We start from the raw sequence: 21475 nt of genomic DNA, 5'->3' as shown, positions 1-21475 counted from the left end.
CGGCCGCGCGTCGTCGAAGCGCTTCGATTTCACTTCAGGGAGGGACCCGGATGGGCTTGCGCGAGATCAGCGGCGGTTTCGACTGGCGCGACGGCCACCAGGTGGTGCGCGTGGAGGCGTGGGGCCCGGACTCGGTCCGGGTCCGGGTGGGCCTGACCGGGGTGCGCGACGACGTGCCCGGCGCGCTGGGGGAGCGCCCCGAAGCGGACGCGGAGGTCAAGGTCGGCGCGGAGAGCGCCGTGCTGGTCAACGGCGCGCTGCGGGTGGAGCTGGCCGACGGGCTGCTGCGGTTCGTCCGCGAGGACACCCAGGCCGAGCTGCTGGCCGAGGAGCGCATCCACTTCTGGTGGCCCGGCGCGCGGCTGTTCACCGCCAACGGCAACGGCTACTCCCGCATCGCCCAGAACTTCCGCGCCTACGACGGCGAGCGGCTGTTCGGCCTGGGCCAGCACCAGCACGGCCTGCTCGACCAGAAGGGCGCGGTGGTCGAGCTGGTGCAGCGCAACGCCGAGGTGAGCATCCCGTTCCTGCTCTCCAGCCGCGGCTACGGGCTGCTGTGGAACACCCCGGCGGTCGGCCGGGTCGAGCTGGGCGTCACCGGGACCCGCTGGGTGTCCGACAGCGCCCGCCAGATCGACTACTGGCTCACCGCGGGCGAGCCGGCCGACGTGCTGCGCCACTACGCCGACGCCACCGGCCACGCCCCGGCGTTCCCGGCGTGGGCCGCCGGGTTCTGGCAGAGCAAGCTGCGCTACCGCTCCCAGGAGGAGCTGCTGGCCGTGGCCCGCGAGTACCGCGACCGCGGCCTGCCGCTGTCGGTGATCGTGGTCGACTTCTTCCACTGGACCCACCTGGGCGAGTGGCGGTTCGACCCGGCCGAGTGGCCCGACCCGGCCGCGGCCGTGCGCGAGTTGGAGGAGATGGGCGTCAAGCTCATGGTCTCGGTGTGGCCGTCGGTCAGCCCGCTGTCGGAGAACCACCCGGTGATGCTGGAGCGCGGCCTGTTCCTGGCCACCGAGCAGGGCCCGCCCTTCCACGCGGACTGGCCGGACAAGGGCGTGGAGGGCGAGGTCGGCGTGTCGTTCTACGACGCGTCCAACCCCGAGGCCCGCGCCTTCGTCTGGGACCGGGTCAAGCGCAACTACTACGACCACGGCGTGCGCGTGTGGTGGCTCGACGCCTGCGAACCCGAGCTGAAGCCGGGCACCCCGGCGAACCTGCTCACCCACGACGGCCCGGGCCTGGAAGTCCTCAACGCCTACCCGGCCAACAACGCCAGGGCGTACTACGAGGGCATGCGCGCCGCGGGCGAGACGGAGATCATCACGCTCAACCGCTCGGCGTGGGCGGGCAGCCAGCGGTGGGGCGCGGCCCTGTGGTCGGGCGACATCCCGGCCACCTTCGAGTCCCTGGCCGCGCAGATCCGCGCCGGGCTCAACGTGGCGCTGTCCGGCATCCCGTGGTGGACCACCGACATCGGCGGCTTCCACGGCGGCGACCAGGACTCGCCCGAGTACCGCGAGCTGGTCGTGCGCTGGTTCCAGTACGGCGCGCTGTGCCCGCTGTTCCGCCTGCACGGCTTCCGCGACCCGGAGGTGCCGCTGCACCCCACCATGACCGGCGGCCCCAACGAGGTCTGGTCCTACGGCGAAGAGGCGTACGAGCACATCGTGGCGGCCATGCGGCTGCGCGAGGCGCTGCGCCCCTACGTCCTGGAGCAGATGCGGGTCGCCTCCGAGACCGGCCTGCCGCCGATGCGCCCGCTGTTCGTCGACCACCCGGGCGACGAGGCCGCGTGGGCGGTGGACGACCAGTTCCTGTTCGGCCCGGACCTCCTCGTCGCGCCGGTCCACCGGCTCGGTCAGCGCGCCCGCGAGGTCCACCTCCCGGCCGGCGCGCGGTGGACCGACGCCGCGACCGGCGAGCTCCACGAAGGCGGGCAGACCCTCCTGGTCGACGCACCCCTCGACCGCATCCCCCTCTTCGTGCGCGAAGGCGCGCACATCCCCGGAATCAACGCCAAGGAGCGTTCATGATTCTCAACCGCAGAGGCTTCCTGTCGCTCACGGCGGTCGCCGGCGGCACCCTCGTGGTCGGCTGCGGCTCGTCCGCGCCGCAGCACACCGGCTCCGCGCTGGGCGACGACGCGCTGGCCAAGGTGCTGCCGGCGCACGTGCCGGTGGAGTTCGCCAAGCCCGACCTGCCCGGCGTCAACGGCTCCGCGCCCGGCTACCTCACCTTCCCCGACAAGCTGGTGGCCGCGGTGGGGGACAAGCCGCTGAGCGGCGGCGAGGTCACCGCGATGACCCCCGCCTTCTGGCCCGTCCCGCCGGGCCTGGGCGAGAACTCCTACTACGACGCGGTCAACGCGCGGCTGGGCGGCGTGGTCCGGTTCGACCTGGTCCAGGGCAGCGACTACCAGGCGAAGCTGGCCGCGATGATGGCCGCCAAGCAGGTGCCGGAGATGACCGTCATGCCGACGTTCACCATCCCGCCCCGGTTCGGCGAGGGCGTCGGTGAGGTGTTCCGCGACCTGACCGACTTCCTCGCCGGTGACAAGGTGAAGGACTACCCGCTGCTGGCCAACATCCCCACCGACGCGTGGCACCAGTGCGTCTACAGCGGGCGCCTGTACGGCGTGCCGTTCCCGGACCGGCCGTTCCCCGAGGCGCTGTTCTACCGCAGCGACCTGTTCGCGCAGCTCGGCGTACAGCCGCCCAAGAGCGCCGACGAGTTCGCCGCGCTGTGCAAGCAGATCAACGACCCCGCCAGGAACCGGTGGGCCGTCGGCGACGTCTTCCGCTCCGTGGTCCGGATCTTCGGCGACCCGGGCGACTGGAGCCGCGACGCCTCCGGCAAGGTCGTCAACAAGATCGAGACCGAAGCCTATGCCGAGGCGGTCAGGTTCACCCGGTCCCTCTACGCCGCGGGCTACGTGCACCCCGACATCGTCGCGGGCAACACCACGCGGCTGAAGGAGCTGTTCGCGGGCGGCCAGATGTTGATCTACCAGGACGGCCTCGGCGCGTGGCGCGAGGCGCTGGCCCAGCAGCGGCCGATCAACCCGAACTTCGGCATGGACCTGTTCCCGCTGTTCGCGGCCGACGGCGGCACGCCTACCTACCCGGTGAGCCCGCCCACCGCCATGGTCACCCTGATCCGCAAGGACGTCCCCGACGACCGGGTGCGCGAGCTGCTGCGGGTGGCGAACTTCGCCGCCGCGCCCATCGGCACCGAGGAGCACTTCCTGCTGCGCTACGGCACCGAGGGCAAGCACAGCGCCCGCGGCGCCGGCGGCGCGCCGGACCTGAACGAGCTGGGCCGCCGGGAGATCACCCTCACCTACAACTTCATCGCCGGCCCGCCGGACGCGATCGTCGAGACCCAGTACCCCGACTACGTCCGGTCGCTGCACGGCTGGCTCGCCGACGCCTACCAGCACCAGGTCAAGCCGCCCACGTTCGGCCTGCGCATCGAGGAGCCCGCCGAGTTCTCCAAGCTGCCCAAGCAGTTCGAGGACCGCACCAACGACGTCCTGCGCGGCCGCACGCCCGTCGAGGACGTCGGGAAGCTGGCCGAGGACTGGCGCAAGGCCGGTGGTGACGAGCTGCGCGCGTTCTACGACAAGGCGCTCTCCGATGCCGGGCGCTGACGTGCTGGAGCGGCCCGCCACCGCGGCGGGCCGCCCGTCCCCGCCCGCCCGGCGGTCGTCGTGGGCCCGGCGGCTGCGGCGCGACTGGGTGCTGCTGCTCATGGTGGCCCCGGCGATCGGGCTGCTGGTGGTGTTCCACTACGTGCCGCTGCTGGGCAACGTGGTGGCGTTCCAGGACTACTCGCCCTACGTGGGCATCGCGGGCAGCCCGTGGACCGGGTTCGCGAACTTCCGGCGCATCCTCGGCGACCCCGACTTCTGGTCCGCGACGGTCAACACGCTGGCCATCACCGCGTTCCAGCTCGTGTTCTACTTCCCGGTGCCGATCGGGATCGCGCTGCTGGTGCACAGCCTGCTGTCGCCGCGGCTGCGGATGTTCGTGCAGAGCGTGGTCTACCTGCCGCACTTCTTCTCCTGGGTGCTGGTGATCACGCTGTTCCAGCAGATGATCGGCGGCGCGGGGGTGCTCAACTCGTTCCTGCGCTCGCACGGGGCCTCCCCGGTGGACGTGATGACCGACCCGGACCTGTTCCTGGGGCTGGTCACCGCCCAGGCGGTGTGGAAGGACGCCGGGTGGGGCGCGATCGTGTTCCTCGCCGCGCTGTCCACGGTCGACACCTCGCTCTACGAGGCGGCCGCGGTGGACGGCGCGGGCCGGTGGCGGCGGCTGTGGCACGTCACGCTGCCCGCCCTGGTCCCGGTGATCGTGCTGCTGCTGATCCTGCGCCTGGGCGAGGCGCTGACCGTGGGCTTCGAGCAGTTCCTGCTCCAGCGCGACGCGGTCGGCGCGGCCGCGGCCGAGGTGCTCGACACCTACGTGTACTTCACCGGCGTGGTGAACTCCGACTTCTCCTACGCCGCCGCGGCCGGCCTGGTCAAGGGCCTGGTCGGGCTGGCGCTGGTGCTGGCGGCCAACAAGGTCGCGCACCTGGCCGGCGAGCAGGGGGTGTACTCGCGATGACCGTCGTCCAGTCCCGTGCGCGCACGGGACCGACCCGGCCCCGCCCGACCCGACCCGTGTGGGAGGAGCCGCCCACGCGCCTCGGGCAGGCGGCCAAGGGCGTGCTGGTGGGCGTGGTCCTGCTGGCCGTGCTGTTCCCGCTGTGGGTGGTGGTGCTGACCAGCGTCTCGCCCGCGCAGGCGGTCACCAGGGCAGGCGGGCTGGTCGTGGTGCCCGACGGGTTCAGCCTCACCGCCTACGCCGAGCTGCTGTCCGGCGGCACGGTGACCCGGTCGGTGCTGGTCAGCACCGGCATCACGGTGGTGGGCACGCTGTTCAGCGTCGTGGTCACCCTGCTGGCGGCCTACGGCCTGTCGCGGCCGGGGTCGTTCGCGCACCGGCCGCTGCTGTTCGCGGTGCTGCTGACGTTCCTGTTCGGACCGGGCCTGATCCCGACCTACCTGCTGGTGCAGTCGCTGGGGCTGCTGGACACCTACGCGGCGCTGGTGCTGCCCGGCGCGGTGGCCGCGTTCAACCTGGTGGTGCTGCGGTCGTTCTTCATGAACATCCCGCAGGACCTGGTGGACAGCGCCCGCATCGACGGCGCCAACGACTTCGGCGTGCTGACCCGGATCGTGCTGCCGCTGTCCAAGGGCGTCACCGCGGTGATCGCGCTGTTCTACGCGGTCGGCTACTGGAACGCGTTCTTCAACGCCTTCCTGTACCTCAACTCCACCGACAAGTGGCCGCTCCAGCTCGTGCTGCGCACCTACGTCCTCCAAGGACAGCCGATCCCGGGCACCAGCGCGGTGGACTCCACCCTGGACGGCACGGGCGGCCCGGTCGCCACGCTCGCGGTGAAGATGGCCGTGGTCGTCATCGCGGTGGTGCCGGTGCTGATCGTCTACCCGTTCGTGCAGAAGCACTTCACCAAGGGCGTCATCGTGGGGGCGATCAAGGGATGAGCCGGCTCCGCTACGGCGGTGACTACAACCCCGAGCAGTGGCCGGAGGAGGTGTGGGCGCAGGACGTCGAGCTGATGCGCCGGGCGGGCGTGACCACGGTGACCGTCGGCGTGTTCTCCTGGGCCCGCCTGGAACCCCGGCCCGGCGAGCGGGACTTCGGCTGGCTGGACCGGGTGCTCGACCTGCTGCACGCGGGCGGGATCGAGGTGTTCCTGGCCACGCCGACCGCCTCGCCGCCGCCGTGGCTGGGGCACCGGTTCCCCGAGACCCTGCCGGTGGACTTCGACGGCCGCCGGCTCGCCTACGGCTCGCGCAACCAGTTCTGCCCGTCCTCGCCGGTCTACCGGGAGCACGCGCTGGCGCTCGTCGGTGACCTGGCCCGGCGCTACGCCGACCACCCGGCGCTCGCGCTGTGGCACGTGGGCAACGAGCTGGGCCAGGTGTGCCACTGCGACGTGACCGCCGCGCACTTCCGGCGGTGGCTGCGGGGGCGGTACGGCGACCTGGGCGCGTTGAACGACGCCTGGTCCACGGCGTTCTGGAGCCAGCGCTACGGCGAGTGGGACGAGGTGATCCCGCCGCGCCGCGCGCCGTACGTGCTCAACCCCGGCCAGCGGCTGGACTTCGCCCGGTTCTGCTCCGACGCGCTGGTGGAGTGCTTCGTGGCCGAGCGGGACGTGCTGCGGAGCGCCACCCCGGGCGTGCCGGTGACCACGAACTTCATGGGGCTCAGCCAGGTCGTGGACTGCTGGGTGCTGGCCGCGCACGAGGACGTGGTCTCGCACGACTGGTACCCCGACCCGGCCGACCCCACCTCGCACGTGGTCAGCGCGATGAGCTTCGACCTGATGCGCTCGCTCAAGCGCGGCCCGTGGCTGCTGATGGAGCAGGCGGCGAGCGCGGTGAGCTGGCGGCGGCGCAACCCGCCCAAGCCCGCCGGTCAGCTGCGCGCCCAGTCGGTGCAGGCGGTGGCGCGCGGCGCGGACGCGGTGTGCTTCTTCCAGTGGCGGGCCTCGCGGGGCGGCGCGGAGAAGTTCCACTCCGGGATGCTGCCGCACGCGGGCCCGGACAGCCGGGTGTTCCGCGAGGTCGAGGCGCTGGGCGCGGACCTGGAGGCGCTCGCCCCGGTGGCGGGCACCGGGGTGACCGCGCAGGTCGCCGTGGTGCTCGACTGGGAGAGCTGGTGGGCGGTCGGCCTGGACGCGCACCCGTCCGACGACCTCGACCTGCTCGACCGGGTGCGCGACTGCTACGAGCCGCTGTTCGACCTGGGCGTGACCGTCGACTTCGCGCCCGCCTCCGCCGACCTGTCGGCCTACCGGCTGGTGGTGGTGCCCAACCTGTACCTGGTGCGCGACCCCGGGCCGCTGCGGTCGTTCGTCGAGGGCGGCGGCACGCTGGTGATGGGCTTCTTCTCCGGCCTGGTCGACGAGCACGACCGGGTGCACCCGGGCGGGTACCCGGCGCCGTTCCGGGAGCTGCTCGGGCTGCGCATCGAGGAGGTGGTCCCGCTCGGGCCGGACGACGTGCTGGAGTGCTCGTCGGCCTCGCTCGGCGGGTTCACCGCCGACTTCTGGTACGACGACCTGCGCGCCGAGGGCGCCGAGGTGGTGGCCGCCCTCGCCGACGGCACCCCGGTGGTGCTGCGCAACCGGTACGGTGCCGGCGTGGCCTGGTACGTGGCCACCCGGCCCGAGCGGGGCGCCGCGCGCCGGCTGTTCGAGCGCGTGGTGGCGGAGGCGGGGGTGGAGCCGGTGCTGCGCCCGCCGCGCGGGGTCGAGGCGGTGCGGCGCGGCGACGTGCTGTTCCTGGTCAACCACGGGCTCGACGAGGTGGGGCTGGACGTGCCGGGCGCGCACGTCGACCTGCTCACCGGCGGGGCCGTGTCCGGTTCGCTGACCCTGGGGAGGTTCGGTGTCGCGGCTCTGGTTCCGCAGCCCGGCTGAGCGGTGGGAGGAGGCCCTGCCGCTGGGCAGCGGCCGGTTCGGCGCGATGTGCCGCGGCACGGGCCGCTTCGACCTCAACGACGACCGGGTGTGGCTCGGCGGCCCGGCGCGGCCCGCGGGCGGTGCCGACCGGGTGGCGGCGGCGCGGGAGGCCGTGCTGGCGGGCGACCCGGAGCGGGCCGAGGAGCTGCTGAGGTCGGTGCAGGGGCCCGACACGGGCGTGTACCAGCCGCTGGGGGTGCTCCGGCTGCACGGGCTGACGCCCGGTCCGGGCTACTCGCGGTCGCTGGACCTGCGCACGGGCATCGCGGCCGTGGAGTACGGGGACGGGGTGCGGCAGGAGGCGGTGTGCTCCGCCGAGCACCACGCGCTGGCCGTGCGGGTCACCGGGGCACCGGGCGTGACCGCGACGCTGGAGGCGCCCGTCCCGCTGGCGCGCGTGGCCGAGCCGGGCGCGGTCACCTTCTACGTCGGCCTGGCCGAACCGCCCGCCTGGCAGGTCTTCCGCGACCGGGCGGTGGCCGACCACCGGGCGCTCTACGACCGGGTGTCGCTGGACCTCGGGCCCGAGCCGGACGGGCCGACCCCCGAGTGGTCGGCCGACGACCCGGCGTTCGCCGCGCTGCTGTTCCAGTACGGCCGGTACCTGCTGATCGCCTCGTCCCGGCCGGGCACGCTGCCCGCGAACCTCCAGGGCGTGTGGAACCCGCACCCGGAGCCGCCGTGGCGGTCGAACTACACGATCAACATCAACACGCAGATGAACTACTGGGCGGCCGAGCCGACCGCGCTGCCCGAGTGCCACGAGCCGCTGCTGGAGTTCGTGGAGGGGCTGTCGCGGTCCGGCGCGGAGGTGGCGCGGGAGCTGTACGCCGCGGACGGCTGGTGCGCGCACCACAACACCGACCCGTGGTTCCTGGCCACGCCCGTGCAGGGCGACCCGGCGTGGGCGAACTGGCCGATGGGCGGTGTGTGGCTGTCGCTGCACTTGTGGGAGCACTACGCGTTCACCGGTGACGTGGAGTGGTTGCGCACGCGGGCGTGGCCGGTGCTGCTGGGCGCCGCCGACTTCTGCCGGTCGTGGGTGTTCGAGCACGAGGGCGTGCCGACGACCGCGCCGTCCACCTCGCCGGAGAACCACTACCTCGGCCCGGCGGGCAACGCGGTGGCCGTCGGCGTCGGGTCCACCATGGACCTGACCCTGGTGTGGGAGCTGTTCACCCGGCTGCGCGAGGCGGGCGAGGTGCTGGGGCTGCCGGTGGACACCTCGCTGCTGGACCGCCTGCCGCCGCTGCCGGTCGGCTCGCGCGGCCAGCTCCTGGAGTGGGCGCGGGAGGTGCCGGAGACCGAGCCGCGGCACCGGCACGTGTCGCACCTGGTCGGGCTCTACCCCGGGACGCGGATCGCGCGGGGGACGCCGGAGGCGTTCGCCGCGAGGCAGGCGCTGGAGGACCGCGGCGACGACGGGCCGGGCTGGTCGTACGCCTGGAAGGCCGCCCTGTGGGCCAGGCTGGGCGAGGGGGAGCGGGCGGCCGCGCTGCTCGCGGCGATGCCGCGCTGCCCGAACCTGGTCGCGGCCGACCCGTTCCAGGTCGACGGCTCGCTGGGGGTGCCCGCCGCGGTGGCGGAGATGCTGGTGCAGAGCCACACCGGCGAGGTCGAGCTGCTGCCCGCGCTGCCCCCGGCGTGGCGGACCGGCCGGGTGAGCGGGCTGCGGGCGCGCGGCGGGCTGACCGTGGACCTGCGGTGGCGCGACGGCGAGCCGACGGTCGTGGCGGTGAGCGCCCTGTTACCGGGTGACGTGGTGCTGCGGCACGGGGAGAGGCGGGAGGTGCTGCGGGTGCGGCCCGGTGCGCGCAACGTGCTGCCCTGGTCATCCCGTGGCCGAGGCGGCGCGGAGGGCCGTGCCCGGGTCGCGGACCGGCGCGGGGGCGGGTGAGCGGTCGAGGCGGTGGAGAGCTGCCGGTCCCGGTCCGACTCGCGGCGATCCCCCGGCGGCGTGGAAGTGGTCGGCGCGTGCCGCGACGTTCCCGAGGTGGAGTTCGCGCATCCCGAGGTGCCAGGACAGCTCGGCTTCGTCGACCCACCGCGCCCAGCCGGGCCAGGGTTCGTGCGCCGCGGATCCCGAACAGCGCCCGGACGCGGGGTGCCGGCGCGCCACCGTGCCGCGGTCGACGTGCACGGCTCCCGCGAAGGACTCCTGCGTGGAGCCGGCGGCCGTCCGCACGCGCCTGAACCTCGTTCGCCGCACCGCCGCGGGACCACCTCCGGGTGCCGTTCGGGCAGTTCGGGCGTAGCGGCGGAGGGGTGTTCCGCGGACGCTCCTTGGAACCGGCCGGTCGGTGGGCGATCATGTCCCGACCGCATCCGACCGGGACGAGGAGGTGGCGGGTGGACGAGCGCGACTACCTGGGGCACGACGGGCTGGCGCTGGCGGGGCTGGTGGCGTCCGGCGAGGTGCGGGCCGAGGAGCTGCTGGCGGCCGCCCGCGACCGGGCGCGGGCGGTGAACCCGGAGGTCAACGCCGTGTGCACGTGGTTGGACGACCACGCCGACCAGCGCGTCGCGGGCGAGCTGTCCGGCCCGTTCGCGGGCGTCCCGTTCCTGCTCAAGGACCTGCACCAGGACATCGCGGGCACCCCCACGGCCAACGGCTGCCGCGCCCTGGCGGGCCGGCCCGCCGAGCACACCGGCACCGTCGTCGGGCGCTGGCTCGACGCGGGCCTGGTCGTCTTCGGCAAGACGAACACCCCCGAGTTCGGCTCCAAGGGCATCACCGAACCGGAGCTGCACGGCCCGACCCGCAACCCGTGGGCGCCCGACCGCACCCCGGGCGGCTCGTCCGGCGGCGCCGCGGCCGCGGTGGCCGCCGGCATCGTCCCGGTGGCCGCCGCCAGCGACGGCGGCGGCTCCATCCGCATCCCGGCGGCGTGCACGGGCCTGGTCGGCCTCAAGCCCGGCCGGGGGCTGGTGCCGTCCGGGCCGGTGGAGAGCGAACCGCTCAACGGCCTGGCCACGGCCGGCGTCATCTCCCGCACGGTCCGCGACACCGCGGCGATGCTCGACGTGATCAGCGGGCCCGACGCGATGAGCCCGTACGCCCCGGCCGTGCCGGAGGGGTCCTTCCTGGACCGGCTCGACGAGGCGCCGGCACCGCTGCGCGTCGGCTACACCACCCGGTGCGCGTTGCGCGCGCAGCCGCACCCCGAGGCCGTGCGCGCGGTCGAGCACGCCGCCGCCCTGCTCACCGACCTGGGCCACCACGTGGAGGAGGTGGACCCGCCCCACGACGACCGGCAGTTGGCCCGCGACTTCCTGGTGACGTGGTTCGTGCACCAGGCGGTCGAGGTCGCCCGGGTCCGCCGGCTGACCGGCGCGGGCGACGAGGGGTTCGAGCAGGACACCCTGCTCATGGCCGCGCTGGGCCGCACGTTCGGCGCGGTGGAGTTCCACGAGGCCCAGGAACGCCGCCGCTCGTACGTCGCGGCGCTGGCGTCGTTCCACGAGGGCCACGACCTGCTGCTGACGCCCACGCTCGGTGAGCCGCCGATCCGGGTGGGGTCGCTGGAGACGCCCGGGTACCTGAGGACGCTGGCGCGGGCCGTGCTGCGCACCCGGACCACCGGGGTGCTGCGGCACCTCGGTGCGGTGGACCAGGTGGTCGAGCGGAACCTGCGGTGGGTGCCTTACACGCAGCTGGCCAACGTGACCGGGCGACCCGCGATCAGCCTGCCGCTGCACCGCACGCCGGACGGGTTGCCGATGGGGGTGCAGTTCCTCGGGCGGTTGGGGGCGGAGGGGGTGCTGCTGCGGTTGGCGCGGCAGCTCGAAGTGGCGGCGCCCTGGGAGGGGTTGGCGGCTCGGCTGTAGCGCCTTTCGGTGCCGCCGGGCGCTCGACGCCCCGTCGGTTCGCGGTCGGGGACCGTTGTGCCGCGTCGTCGAACGACAGGGCGCGGCACACCCCCGGCCACCGGTGGTCGGACCGCGGTGCGGTTGGCGACGAGGGGCCATCGGGCGCCCCCACGCCCCGAAACGGCTACGCTCCGCGCGTGGACGACAACCACGTGGTGGTCCTCACCACCACCGACAGCGCCGAGTCCGCCGCCACCCTGGCGCGGGCGGTGGTGGAAGCCCGCCTGGCGGCGTGCGCGCAGGTCGGCGGTCCGATCCGGAGCGTCTACCGGTGGGACGGCGAGGTCCGGGACGACCGGGAGTGGCAGCTCTGGATCAAGACCGCCTACGACCGGGTGGACGAGCTGACCGAGTTCGTCAAGGCCAACCACTCCTACGACGTGCCCGAGGTGGTGGCCCTGCCGGTGCTCGGCGGCAACCCCGACTACCTGGCCTGGATCACCGCGCAGACCCGCTGAGGAACGCGTCGATCCGCGCCGCCCCGACCCGGGCCAGCCACGCCCGCAGGTCCTCCGCGCCGGGCAGCAGCCGGCGGGTGGCGGCGACGTCGGCCCGGTAGCCGCGCTCGTTCAGCCACTCGTTGGCGAAGGCGAAGTCCTCGCCCACCGCCCGGATCGCCTCGACCGGGACCTGCTCGTACGGCAGCTCCCGCCCGACGGCCGCCGAGATCGCGGCGGCGACCTCCACCGGGGTCGGCTCGTCGCCCGCGACGTCGACGGCGCGGCCGATCCAGGTCCCCGGCGCGGAGAAGGCGAGCGCCACGAGCGCGGCGACGTCGTCCACGGCGATGAGCTGCTGCGGCACGTGCGGCGCGAGCCCGGTGGCCACCGCGCCGTCGCGCAGGGCGTAGGCGCCGGTGAAGTTCTCCATGAACGACACCGGGCGCAGCACGGTCGCGGGCAGGTCCAGCGCACGCTCGACGCGCGCCTTGGCGGCCACGTTCACCGGCAGCTCCTCGTCCCGGCCCGCGCCGGCGACCGAGCTGTAGACCAGGTGCGCCACCCCGGCCCGGCGCGCGGCCTCGGCGACGTTGCGGCCCCAGCGCACCTCGTCGTCGGCGGTGAAGCCGGGCGGGGCACCCGGGGAGCCGACCGTCGGCTGCACGCTGAACACGCCGTGCGCCCCGGTCATGGCGGCGACCAGCGAGTCCACGTCGTCCATCTCGGCGCCGACGAACGGCGCGGGCCCGGTCGCCCGCGAGGGGGTGCGGGTCAGCGCCCGCACCGCCCAGCCGTCGGCGAGCAGCCGCTCGGTCACCGCACGCCCCTGGAGCCCGGTCGCACCGACCACGGCAATCGTCCTCACCAGTTCTCCTCCTGCAAGTGGGGTGGTCCCCCGTTTAGTGCGGGCTACGATATGGGGGACCACCCCACTTCGTCGAGTCCTCATCCGGGAGCCGCCCATGCGAGCCGACGCACGGCGCAACCGCGAGCGGATCGTGGCCGCCGCCGACGCGGCCGTCGCCGAGCACGGCGCGGACGCCTCGCTGGAGGAGGTGGCCCGCCGCGCGGGCGTCGGCTCGGCCACCCTGCACCGCCACTTCCCGACCAGGCAGGCCCTGCTGGAAGCGGTGTTCCACGACCGGGTGGCGGCGCTGTGCGCGCGGTCCGCGAACGCGTCCCTGGTCGAGTGGCTGCGCGCGGTGGCCCGGCACGCCGCCGCCAACCGGGGCCTGGCCGCGTCACTGCTGCGCGGCGCGGACCCGGCCCTCGGCGAGACCTGCCACGCGATGATCACCACCGCCGCCGACGCCCTCGTGGCCGAGGCCCGGCGGGCCGGCGCCGCCCGCCCCGACGTGGCAGCCGCCGACCTGCTCAAGCTGGCCAACGCCGTCTCGCTGGCCGCCGAGGGCGACCCCGCCGAGGCCGACCGCCTGCTGGCCCTGGCCCTGACCGGCATCGCCCCCTAGCCCCCACGCGAGTCGAACCTCCAGACCCGTCGTGTCGAACCCCCAGGACCCCCGAGTTCGACATTCAGGACCCCTGAGTTCGACATTCAGGCCGGGGGGACCCGATCGACCACGACCCGTGAAGGCCGGAGGGTGCCGCTCGTGAACCGCGTCGAACCCGACATCGCGGCCGGGGCTCGGAACAGGGCAGGCCGTGGCGACGGAGGACCGCTCCCACCCGCCGGCCGACCGCTACCGCAACTCGATGCGCGTCGCGGCCGGTCCCGGTGCGCGCGGCATCGCGTTCCCGGCGATCTCCACGGGACCCACCGGTGGCCGGTCGAGTCCGCCGCGCGGATCGCGTCGACCACGATCGCCGAGACGGCGGAGGAGACGCCGGGGATCACCTCGGTGCGGGTGGTGCTGTTCGACCGGGGACGCACGACTTGTTCGAGGCCGCCGCCCGATAGGCAGACCCGCGCCGCCGCCCGGGTGCACGCGCGAGTCGAACCTCCAGACCCGTCGTGTCGAACCCCCAGGACCCCCGAGTTCGACATTCAGGCCCAACAGGATGTGAACGCGAATGTCGAACTCGGGGGTCCCGAGCGTTGAACACGGGGGTGCCGGAGGTTCGACACGAGGGTGCTGGAGGTTCGACTCGCGGGCTACAGGCCCAGGCGGTGGCGGAGCAGGGTGGCCGTGTGCTGGGGGGTGGCGTCGGTGCCGTGGCGGATCTGGGTGCGGCAGCTGAAGCCGTCCGCGACGACCGGGGTGTCCGGGCCCGCCGCGCGCACGGCCGGGAACAGGGTCAGGTCGCCGACCGCCATCGACACGTCGTGGTGCCCGCGCTCGAAGCCGAAGTTGCCCGCCAGGCCGCAGCAGCCCTCCAGCACCGACGCCTCGACCCCCGCCCTGGCCAGCAGCTCCCGGTCCGCGTCCAGCCCCACCTCCGCGTACTGGTGGCAGTGCGGCTGCACCACCGCCCCACCCGCCGCGGGCCGCGGCTCCACCAGCGGCCCGACGTGCTCGGCGAACGTCCGCACCGCACCGGCCAGGGCCGTCACGTCGGGGTCGTCGCCCGCCAGCTCCAGCGCGTCCGCCCGCAGGAACGCCGTGCAGCTCGGCTCCAGCCCGACCACCGGCACGCCCGCCCGCGTCCACGGCCGCAGCACCCGCGCGGTCCGCCGCAGCACCCGCCGCGCCACGCCGAGCTGGCCGGTGGAGAACCACGTCAGCCCGCAGCACACCGCCGCCCGGGGCACCTCCACCGCCTGGCCCACGTGCCGCAGCACCGCCGCCGCGTCCAGCCCGACGCCCGGTTCGAAGTGGTTGGTGAACGTGTCCGGGAACAGCAGCACCCGGTCGCCGTCGCCACCGCCCGGGAACCGCGACTGGAACGACCGCACCGGCACCGGCAGCGGGCGGGCCGGGTCGACCCCGGCGAACCGCGCGAACCGGGCGCTGACCCGGTTGACCAGCCCGAGCCGCAGCCACAGCGGCAGCCAGCCCATCGAGTAGTGCGCCGCGGGCCGCACGCGCCGGCGGTAGTGGTGGTGCAGGAACTCCGCCTTGTACGCGGCCATGTCCACGTCCACCGGGCAGTCGCGCTTGCACCCCTTGCAGCCCAGGCACAGGTCCAGCGCGTCGCGCACCTCCGCCGACCGCCACCCGTCGCGCACCACGCGCCCGCCCAGCATCTCGAACAGCAGCCGCGCCCGGCCGCGCGTGGAGTGCTTCTCCTCCCGCGTCACCCGGTAGCTCGGGCACATCACGCCGCCCGCGGTGTTCAGGCACTTGCCCACGCCGACGCACCGCCGCGTGGCCGCCGCCAGGTCGCCGCCGTCGGCGCGCAGCGCCAGCGCCGCGCGGGTCGGGATCACCGGGGGAGCGACGACCACGCGCAGGTCGTCGTCCAGCTTCAGCGGGTCGACGATGCGGCCCGGGTTCATCAGCCCGCGCGGGTCGAACGCCGCCTTGAACCGGCGGAACGCCTCGATCGCCGCCGGCGGGTACATGCGGGGCAGCAGCTCCGAGCGCGCCTGCCCGTCGCCGTGCTCGCCGGACAGCGACCCGCCGTGCGCCACCACCAGGTCGGCCGCGTCCTCCAGGAACGACCGGTGCCCGCGCGCCAGGTCGAAGTCGATGCGCACGTGCAGGCAGCCCTCGCCGTAGTGGCCGTAGGTGACGCCCCGCCTGCCGTGCCGGCCCAGCAGCGCGTCGAACTCGCGCAGGTAGGCGCCCAGCCGCTCGGGCGGCACGGCCGCGTCCTCCCCCCCCGACCACGCCTCGCCGCCGTCGGCCATCCGGGTCGCCAGCCCCGCGCCGTCCTCGCGCACCCGCCACAACGCGCGCTGCCGCGCCGGGTCGGTCACCACCGCGGAGTGCGGCGCGAGCGCGGCGGCCCGGTGCGCCGCGGACTCGTCGGCGGTCTCCACGAACAGCCAGCTCTCGCCGCGCGGCAGCAGCCGCAGCTGCCCGGCCGCCCGCGCCAGCGACGCGTTCAGCCCCTCGACGGTCAGCACGTCCAGCTCGCGCAGCGCGGGCGCGAGGTCCGCGGCGTCGTACGGGCCGTCGAACCCGAGCACGGCCAGCACCCGCCGCTCCGGCAGCGGCACCAGCTCCACCGTCGCGCCCAGCACGGTGACGCAGGTGCCCTCGGAGCCGACGAGCGCCCGGGTCAGGTCCGGCAGCGCGTCCAGCCGGTAGCCCGACACCCGCCGGTCCAGGGCGGGGAACCACGCCGGGTCCACCCCGGGCAGGTCCAGCGGCGGCGGGGTGCGCGTGTCGAACCGCCGCCCGTCGGCCAGCAGCACGTCGAGCGCGCGCACGTTGTCGCTGGTCTTGCCCCAGGCCACCGAGTGCGAGCCGCACGCGTCGTTGCCGATCATGCCGCCGAGCGTGCAGCGGGAGTGCGTGGACGGGTCGGGGCCGAACACCAGCCCGTGCGGCCGCGCCGCGTCGTTGAGCCGGTCCAGCACCACGCCGGGCTGCACCACCGCCAGCCGCTCGACCGGGTCGATCGAGATCACCCGGTCGAGGTAGCGGGAGAAGTCGACCACCAGGCCGGCGCCCGCGGAGTTGCCCGCGATCGAGGTACCCGCACCCCGGTGGGTGACCGGCACGCCGTGCTCGACCGCCACCCCCACCGCCGCCCGCACGGCGTCGACCGACCGGGGCCGCACCACGACCAGCGGCACGTGGCGGTAGTTCGAGGCGTCGGTGGAGTAGAGGGCGCGGCTCGCGGCGTCGGCGAGCACGTCACCGTCCACCTCGGCCCGCAGGCGTTCGACGAATCCGGTCACGCGGTGCATTGTGATCCGCGACGGCGGCCGGTCGCCGGCGCCGGGGGTGCCGCGGTGTCGCTCCAGGGTCCAACGGGTGTGCGTCGAACGGTGACATCCGGAGGCGTGCGGCAGCCGAGTCACAGCGCACAACGCCCTGACCGACCCGGTCGGTTCCGGCACGTCGCGGGCGCCATCGCCACCTCGGCCGGGTGGCTTCCCGGCTGGAGCCGCCAGAGCGGGTACCAGCCGAACGGCCGGCGCCGCGCGCGGGCGAGCCGGGCGGTCGGGTCCCGGCGCTCGACGGCGAGCACTTCTCCGCGCCCGACGTCCACGAGGCCGCGATCACGGGTCCCGACGACAAGCCGGTACCGCCGTTCCTCGCCGGCAAGGCGCCGGACCTCCCCGCTTCCCCGGCATCCCGGCGAGACGCGGCCGGCACCCCCGTCACGCGACTCGTCGGGGGCGCCGCGGGCCCCGCCCACGGCCGTCCGGCGAACCCGGTCACGACCCGAATTGTGATCCAACCCCGGCCGATGGTGGCGAACTCCCGGGTAGCAGATAGCCTCGCGGCGCATCAGCCGGCGGTGATGGGAGCGAGCGTGTCGAGGTCCGTACTGGTCACGGGCGGGAACCGGGGCATCGGCCTGGCGATCGCCAGGGCGTTCGCCGCGCAGGGCGACAAGGTCGCGGTGACCCACCGCGGTTCCGGCGCCCCCGAGGGCCTGCTCGGCGTCAAGTGCGACGTCACCGACCCGGACGAGGTCGACGCCGCCTTCACCGAGGTCGAGGCCGCGCACGGACCCGTCGAGGTGCTGATCGCCAACGCCGGCATCACCGACGACACCCTGCTGCTGCGGATGACCGACGAGCAGTTCACCCGCGTCCTCGACGCCAACCTGACCGGCGCGTTCCGGGTGGCCAAGCGCGCGTCCAAGGGCATGCTGCGCAAGCGCTACGGCCGGATCGTGTTCATCTCCTCCGTGGTCGGCCTCACCGGCGGCGCGGGGCAGGTCAACTACGCGGCCAGCAAGGCCGGCCTGGTCGGCGTGGCCCGCTCGATCGCCCGCGAGCTGGGCACCCGCGACATCACCGCGAACGTCGTCGCGCCCGGGTTCATCACCACGGACATGACCGACGCCCTGCCCGAGGACCGCAAGCAGCAGATCCTCGCGCAGGTGCCCGCGGGCCGGTACGGCACGACCGACGAGGTCGCCGCCGCCGTCACGTTCCTGGCCTCCGACGCCGCGGCCTACATCACCGGCGCGGTGGTGCCCGTCGACGGCGGCCTCGGCATGGGCCACTGACGGCCCACCGCAAGCACAGCAAGCACAACTCTCGGAGGAAGAACCCGTGACGGGACTGCTCGAAGGCAAGCGGCTGCTGGTCACCGGGGTGATCACGGACGCGTCGATCGCCTTCCACGTGGCCAGGGCCGCCCAGGAGCAGGGCGCCCAGGTCGTGCTCACCGGCTTCGGCCGGCTGAGCCTGGTGGAGCGCATCGCCAAGCGCCTGCCCGAGGCCGCGCCGGTGATCGAGCTGGACGTGCAGGACCAGGGGCACCTGGACTCGCTGGCCGACCGGGTCCGCGAGCACGTCGACGGGCTGGACGGCGTCGTGCACGCCATCGGCTACGCCCCGCCGTCGTGCCTGGGCGCGCCGTTCATGGACGCGCCGTGGGAGGACGTGGCCACGGCCATGCACGTCTCGGCGTACTCCTACAAGGCCCTGGCGCAGGCCACCCTGCCGCTGCTGGGCCCCGGCTCGTCGATCGTGGGCCTGGACTTCGACGCCCGCCAGGCGTGGCCCGCCTACAACTGGATGGGCGCGGCCAAGGCGGCGTTCGAGTCGATCAACCGCTACCTGGCCCGCGACCTGGGCCCGCGCGGTATCCGGGTGAACCTGGTCTCGGCGGGCCCGGTGCGCACCATGGCGGCCAAGTCGATCCCGGGCTTCGCCGACCTGGAGGCCATGTGGGGCGAGAAGGCGCCGCTGGGCTGGGACGTCAACGACCCCACGCCGGTGGCGAAGTCGGTGTGCGGCCTGCTGTCCGACTGGTTCCCCGCCACCACCGGCTCGATGGTGTTCGTCGACGGCGGCGTCCACTTCCTGGGGCTCTAGGGCCCGACCACCCGACCGGGGTCGCGTGCGTTCGATCACGCGACCCGGTCGTGCGTGGTGGTGGTCACGGCGCGAGGATGTCCGGGTGAGTTACGACGCGCTGCTCTGGCTGTCCTTCGGCGGCCCGGAAGGGCCCGAGGACGTGCGCCCATTCCTGGAGAACGTGACCCGGGGCCGCGGTGTCCCCCCCGAGCGGCTGGACGAGGTCGAGAAGCACTACCAGCACTTCGGCGGCGTCTCGCCGATCAACGCGCTCAACCGCTCGGCGATCGAGCGGGTGCGCGCGCTGGTGGACCTGCCGGTGTACTTCGGCAACCGCAACTGGCACCCCATGGTCGAGGACACCCTGGCCGAGATGAAGGCCGCGGGCGTCCGGCGCGCCCTGGTGTTCCCCACCAGCGCCTACGGCGGCTACTCGGCGTGCCGCCAGTACGACGAGGACATCCTGCGGGCCCGCGCGGCCGTCGAGGACGCGCCCGAGCTGGTCAAGATCCGCCAGTTCTTCGACCACCCGCTGTTCATCGAGTCCTTCGCGGACGCCGTGCGCTCCGCCGCCGAGGCGTTCGACGGGTACCGGCTGGTGTTCACCGCCCACTCGGTGCCGCTGTCGGCGGACCGGGCCGCCGGGCCGCCGGAGGAGGGCGGGCACCGCTACTCCCGGCAGGTGCGGGAGGCGTCCCGGCTGGTGGCCTCGGCGCTGGGGGTCGACGAGTACGACGTGGTGTGGCAGTCGCGCTCCGGGCCGCCGGAGGTGCCGTGGCTGGAGCCCGACATCGTCGACCACGTCGACCAGTTGCACGCCCGCGGCGTGGCCAACGTCGTGGTGTGCCCGATCGGGTTCGTCAGCGACCACCTGGAGGTCGTCTGGGACCTCGACACCGAGGCCCGCGACCGGGCGGCCGAGCTGGGCATGGGCTTCGCCCGCGCGGGCACCCCGAACGACGACCCGCGGTTCGCGCGGCTGGTGGCCGAGCTGGTCGACGAGCACCTGGCGGGCGCGCCGGTGCGCAAGCTGTCGGCGTTCCCGGCGGCCGGCTGCACGGCCAACGGCGAGCTGTGCGCGCCGCGGTGCTGCGAACCGGCCCGCAGGCCGCGGCCGGGGCAGGCGGGTTCGGGGCAGCCGGGTGGAGACCGGGCGGGTTCGGAGCAGGCGGGCTCGGCGCGGGCCGGTTCGGACCGGACGGCACCGTGAGCGTCGACTTCAGCTGGTCGCCGCGGCCGGGGGACTGGAGCGACGCGTTGAAGATCGCCGTGCCGCTCTACCGCTGGGCGCCGTGGTTCGCCGCGGTGCTCGGCGGGCTCGGCGTCGTGGTGCTGCTGCTGGGCATGACCTGGGCGGGCGTGTTCGCGCTCGTGCTGGCCGCGGTCATCATCGCGCTGGTGCCGGTGGGCACCGCGGTGAACTTCCACAACCACCCGCTGGCCGCCAGGACGGTCAGCGGCACCGCGGACGACCACTCCCTGCGCATGTCGGTCGGCGAGGCCGCGCGCAGCGAGGTCGACTGGGCGGACCTGCCCGGCTGGGCGGAGACGTCGCGGGGCTTCGTGCTGCGGACCGCCGGCGCCGCGCTGTACGCGGTGCCGCACCGGGCGTTCGCCGACGCCGACGCGGTGGCGAAATTCCGGTCCCTGCTGGTGGAACACGTGGGGCCGGCGGCCTGATCCCGGGCCGTTGTCCGCGTACCCTCGGACAGCGTGTCTACTGCGAGTGCGACGCTGGTCGTCTGGACGTCCGCCTGGCTGCACGGAGCGGCCGCGGCGGACGACGTGCTCGACGCCCTGGGTGCCTGGGCGGACGCGCACGAGGTGGTCGCCGACGACGACGGCACCGCCACCGCCCTCGACCTGCCGGGCCCCGACGAGGTCCCGGTGGGTCCCGCGCTGCTGCTCGCGTCGCTGCGGCGCGCCGCAGCCACCACCGCGCGGCTGGTGCTGCCCGTGCCCGGCGACCTGCGCGGGCTGGGCGGCCAGGGCCCGCTGGGCAAGTGCGCGCTGCGGGTCGGCCAGGCCGCGGTGCTGCCCGAGGTCGGCGTGGGCCTGGTGCCCCGCCTGGTGGCCGACGGCGTGCTGCGGTGGACGGTGTTCGACCTGCCGTCGGCCTCCGGGTTCGAGCACGTGCCCATCGGCGAGGCCGAGCACGGCCTGGGCGCGGCGATGCGCGAGGCCGCGGCCGCGCTGGTGACCCTGGACGTGGCCCGGCACCGGCCCAACGTGCGCGCCGAGATCGCCGCGCTGGCCGCCGAGCACCAGAAGCTGGCCTGGCCGCCGGGGACGCCGCCGCGCGCGCTGCGGGTGCTCCAGCGGGCCGCCGAGGTCGCCGCGATCCTGGCGGTCGCCGCCTCCGACGCGCCGGGCGGCGCGGTGTCGGCGTCCGCGACGAGGGCCCGCGACGAGGCGCTCAGACCGCTGGGCGAGGCGGTGCGCCGGGCGCGGCTCGCGGCCGTGGACGAAGCCGTGCGGGTGCTTTCGGACCAGGGTGCCGAGCGCCATTAGTCGGTGGGCGCCGTCGAATGTTCGACAAGATCTTTCGTAATTCGACGAAGTAGTTCGACGCACCGGGTCCCCGGCAAGTCGGGGCATATCGGGTCGCGTGTTCGCGGAACAACGAACGTATTCACCTGAACGGACGGCAACGGGGGCGTCCGTTCGCGTTCAGAATCGGTTCCGCAATGTTTGCGCAAGGAACTTCCGGGTCCAATCGACCCGGAATAAGCGCTGGTCAGGGCCTCGGGTCTCGCTACGCGCACGGGTATAGGGCCGGATTATCTCC

Annotated in this window: 16 protein-coding genes; 14 read left to right on the top strand and 2 right to left on the bottom strand. The window is 74.4% G+C overall.

Annotated elements, in window-relative coordinates; translation table 11 throughout:
• Positions 1 to 50 precede the first annotated feature (50 nt).
• The 8 genes from EKG83_RS34540 (at position 51) to cutA (ending at position 11873) form a co-directional block, all read left to right on the top strand.
• Positions 51 to 2036, top strand: a complete 1986-nt coding sequence (locus EKG83_RS34540) for a glycoside hydrolase family 31 protein (protein ID WP_033434968.1) — start codon at positions 51 to 53, stop codon at positions 2034 to 2036.
• On the top strand, positions 2033 to 3652 hold the full coding sequence (locus tag EKG83_RS34535) for an extracellular solute-binding protein (protein ID WP_033434969.1): 1620 nt from the start codon (positions 2033 to 2035) through the stop codon (positions 3650 to 3652). The genes EKG83_RS34540 and EKG83_RS34535 overlap by 4 nt, the downstream gene beginning before the upstream one ends.
• Positions 3639 to 4613, top strand: a complete 975-nt coding sequence (locus EKG83_RS34530) for an ABC transporter permease (RefSeq protein WP_033434970.1) — start codon at positions 3639 to 3641, stop codon at positions 4611 to 4613. Before EKG83_RS34535 ends, EKG83_RS34530 begins: the two co-directional genes overlap by 14 nt.
• Positions 4610 to 5557, top strand: coding sequence for a carbohydrate ABC transporter permease (locus tag EKG83_RS34525; RefSeq protein ID WP_051766858.1), 948 nt, complete (start codon positions 4610 to 4612; stop codon positions 5555 to 5557). The genes EKG83_RS34530 and EKG83_RS34525 overlap by 4 nt, the downstream gene beginning before the upstream one ends.
• Entirely contained in the window at positions 5554 to 7503 is a 1950-nt protein-coding gene (locus tag EKG83_RS34520; protein ID WP_033434972.1) for a beta-galactosidase, read from the top strand. The genes EKG83_RS34525 and EKG83_RS34520 overlap by 4 nt, the downstream gene beginning before the upstream one ends.
• Positions 7472 to 9442 carry a glycosyl hydrolase family 95 catalytic domain-containing protein gene (locus EKG83_RS34515; protein ID WP_051766859.1) on the top strand — a complete coding sequence of 657 codons (1971 nt, stop codon included), beginning with the start codon at positions 7472 to 7474 and terminating at the stop codon, positions 9440 to 9442. Before EKG83_RS34520 ends, EKG83_RS34515 begins: the two co-directional genes overlap by 32 nt.
• A gap of 452 nt (positions 9443 to 9894) precedes the next feature.
• The gene (locus tag EKG83_RS34510; protein ID WP_033434973.1) at positions 9895 to 11373 is read left to right on the top strand and encodes an amidase; all 1479 of its coding nucleotides are present in this window, start codon (positions 9895 to 9897) and stop codon (positions 11371 to 11373) included.
• A 179-nt stretch (positions 11374 to 11552) separates the two neighbouring features.
• On the top strand, positions 11553 to 11873 hold the full coding sequence (gene cutA, locus EKG83_RS34505) for a divalent-cation tolerance protein CutA (protein WP_033434974.1): 321 nt from the start codon (positions 11553 to 11555) through the stop codon (positions 11871 to 11873).
• Here cutA and EKG83_RS34500 read toward each other — a convergent pair.
• Positions 11854 to 12720, bottom strand: coding sequence for an NmrA family NAD(P)-binding protein (locus tag EKG83_RS34500; protein ID WP_211269282.1), 867 nt, complete (start codon positions 12718 to 12720; stop codon positions 11854 to 11856). The genes cutA and EKG83_RS34500 overlap by 20 nt on opposite strands.
• 97 nt (positions 12721 to 12817) lie before the next feature.
• Here EKG83_RS34500 and EKG83_RS34495 point away from each other — a divergent pair, with 97 nt between their 5' ends.
• Positions 12818 to 13324 carry a TetR/AcrR family transcriptional regulator gene (locus EKG83_RS34495; RefSeq protein ID WP_033434975.1) on the top strand — a complete coding sequence of 169 codons (507 nt, stop codon included), beginning with the start codon at positions 12818 to 12820 and terminating at the stop codon, positions 13322 to 13324.
• Positions 13325 to 13968: 644 nt separating this feature from the next.
• Here the strand turns inward: EKG83_RS34495 and EKG83_RS34490 are convergent.
• The gene (locus EKG83_RS34490) at positions 13969 to 16614 is read right to left on the bottom strand and encodes an FAD-binding and (Fe-S)-binding domain-containing protein (protein WP_153278648.1); all 2646 of its coding nucleotides are present in this window, start codon (positions 16612 to 16614) and stop codon (positions 13969 to 13971) included.
• 572 nt (positions 16615 to 17186) lie between these two features.
• On the opposite strand from EKG83_RS34490, the gene fabG reads away from it, so the two are divergent.
• The 5 genes from fabG to EKG83_RS34465 all read left to right on the top strand — a co-directional run bounded on the left by fabG (position 17187) and on the right by EKG83_RS34465 (position 21198).
• Positions 17187 to 17891: a 3-oxoacyl-[acyl-carrier-protein] reductase gene (gene fabG / locus EKG83_RS34485; RefSeq protein ID WP_033434977.1), complete on the top strand. Its 705-nt coding sequence runs from the start codon at positions 17187 to 17189 to the stop codon at positions 17889 to 17891.
• A 46-nt stretch (positions 17892 to 17937) separates the two neighbouring features.
• Positions 17938 to 18705 carry an enoyl-ACP reductase FabI gene (fabI, locus tag EKG83_RS34480; protein ID WP_033434978.1) on the top strand — a complete coding sequence of 256 codons (768 nt, stop codon included), beginning with the start codon at positions 17938 to 17940 and terminating at the stop codon, positions 18703 to 18705.
• An 85-nt stretch (positions 18706 to 18790) separates the two neighbouring features.
• Entirely contained in the window at positions 18791 to 19897 is a 1107-nt protein-coding gene (locus tag EKG83_RS34475) for a ferrochelatase (RefSeq protein ID WP_084717080.1), read from the top strand.
• Complete coding sequence (locus EKG83_RS34470) at positions 19894 to 20367, top strand: YcxB family protein (RefSeq protein ID WP_033434979.1); 474 nt, start codon at positions 19894 to 19896, stop codon at positions 20365 to 20367. The genes EKG83_RS34475 and EKG83_RS34470 overlap by 4 nt, the downstream gene beginning before the upstream one ends.
• A gap of 33 nt (positions 20368 to 20400) precedes the next feature.
• A complete protein-coding gene (locus EKG83_RS34465) occupies positions 20401 to 21198 on the top strand; it encodes a hypothetical protein (RefSeq protein ID WP_033434980.1) in 798 nt (265 codons plus the stop codon).
• The last annotated feature ends 277 nt before the right edge of the window (positions 21199 to 21475 follow it).

The organism is Saccharothrix syringae (assembly GCF_009498035.1).
In the GTDB taxonomy this organism is placed as follows: Bacteria; Actinomycetota; Actinomycetes; order Mycobacteriales; family Pseudonocardiaceae; genus Actinosynnema; species Actinosynnema syringae.
This window is presented reverse-complemented; position numbering and strand designations above follow the sequence as displayed.

What these genes read in the sequence shown, in the direction of transcription:
- EKG83_RS34540 (WP_033434968.1), top strand. Translation starts at nt 51, where the DNA reads ATGGGCTTGCGCGAGATCAGCGGCGGTTTCGACTGGCGCGACGGCCAC.
- EKG83_RS34535 (WP_033434969.1), top strand. Translation starts at nt 2,033, where the DNA reads ATGATTCTCAACCGCAGAGGCTTCCTGTCGCTCACGGCGGTCGCCGGC.
- EKG83_RS34530 (WP_033434970.1), top strand. Translation starts at nt 3,639, where the DNA reads ATGCCGGGCGCTGACGTGCTGGAGCGGCCCGCCACCGCGGCGGGCCGC.
- EKG83_RS34525 (WP_051766858.1), top strand. Translation starts at nt 4,610, where the DNA reads ATGACCGTCGTCCAGTCCCGTGCGCGCACGGGACCGACCCGGCCCCGC.
- EKG83_RS34520 (WP_033434972.1), top strand. Translation starts at nt 5,554, where the DNA reads ATGAGCCGGCTCCGCTACGGCGGTGACTACAACCCCGAGCAGTGGCCG.
- EKG83_RS34495 (WP_033434975.1), top strand. Translation starts at nt 12,818, where the DNA reads ATGCGAGCCGACGCACGGCGCAACCGCGAGCGGATCGTGGCCGCCGCC.
- EKG83_RS34490 (WP_153278648.1), bottom strand. Translation starts at nt 16,614, where the DNA reads ATGCACCGCGTGACCGGATTCGTCGAACGCCTGCGGGCCGAGGTGGAC.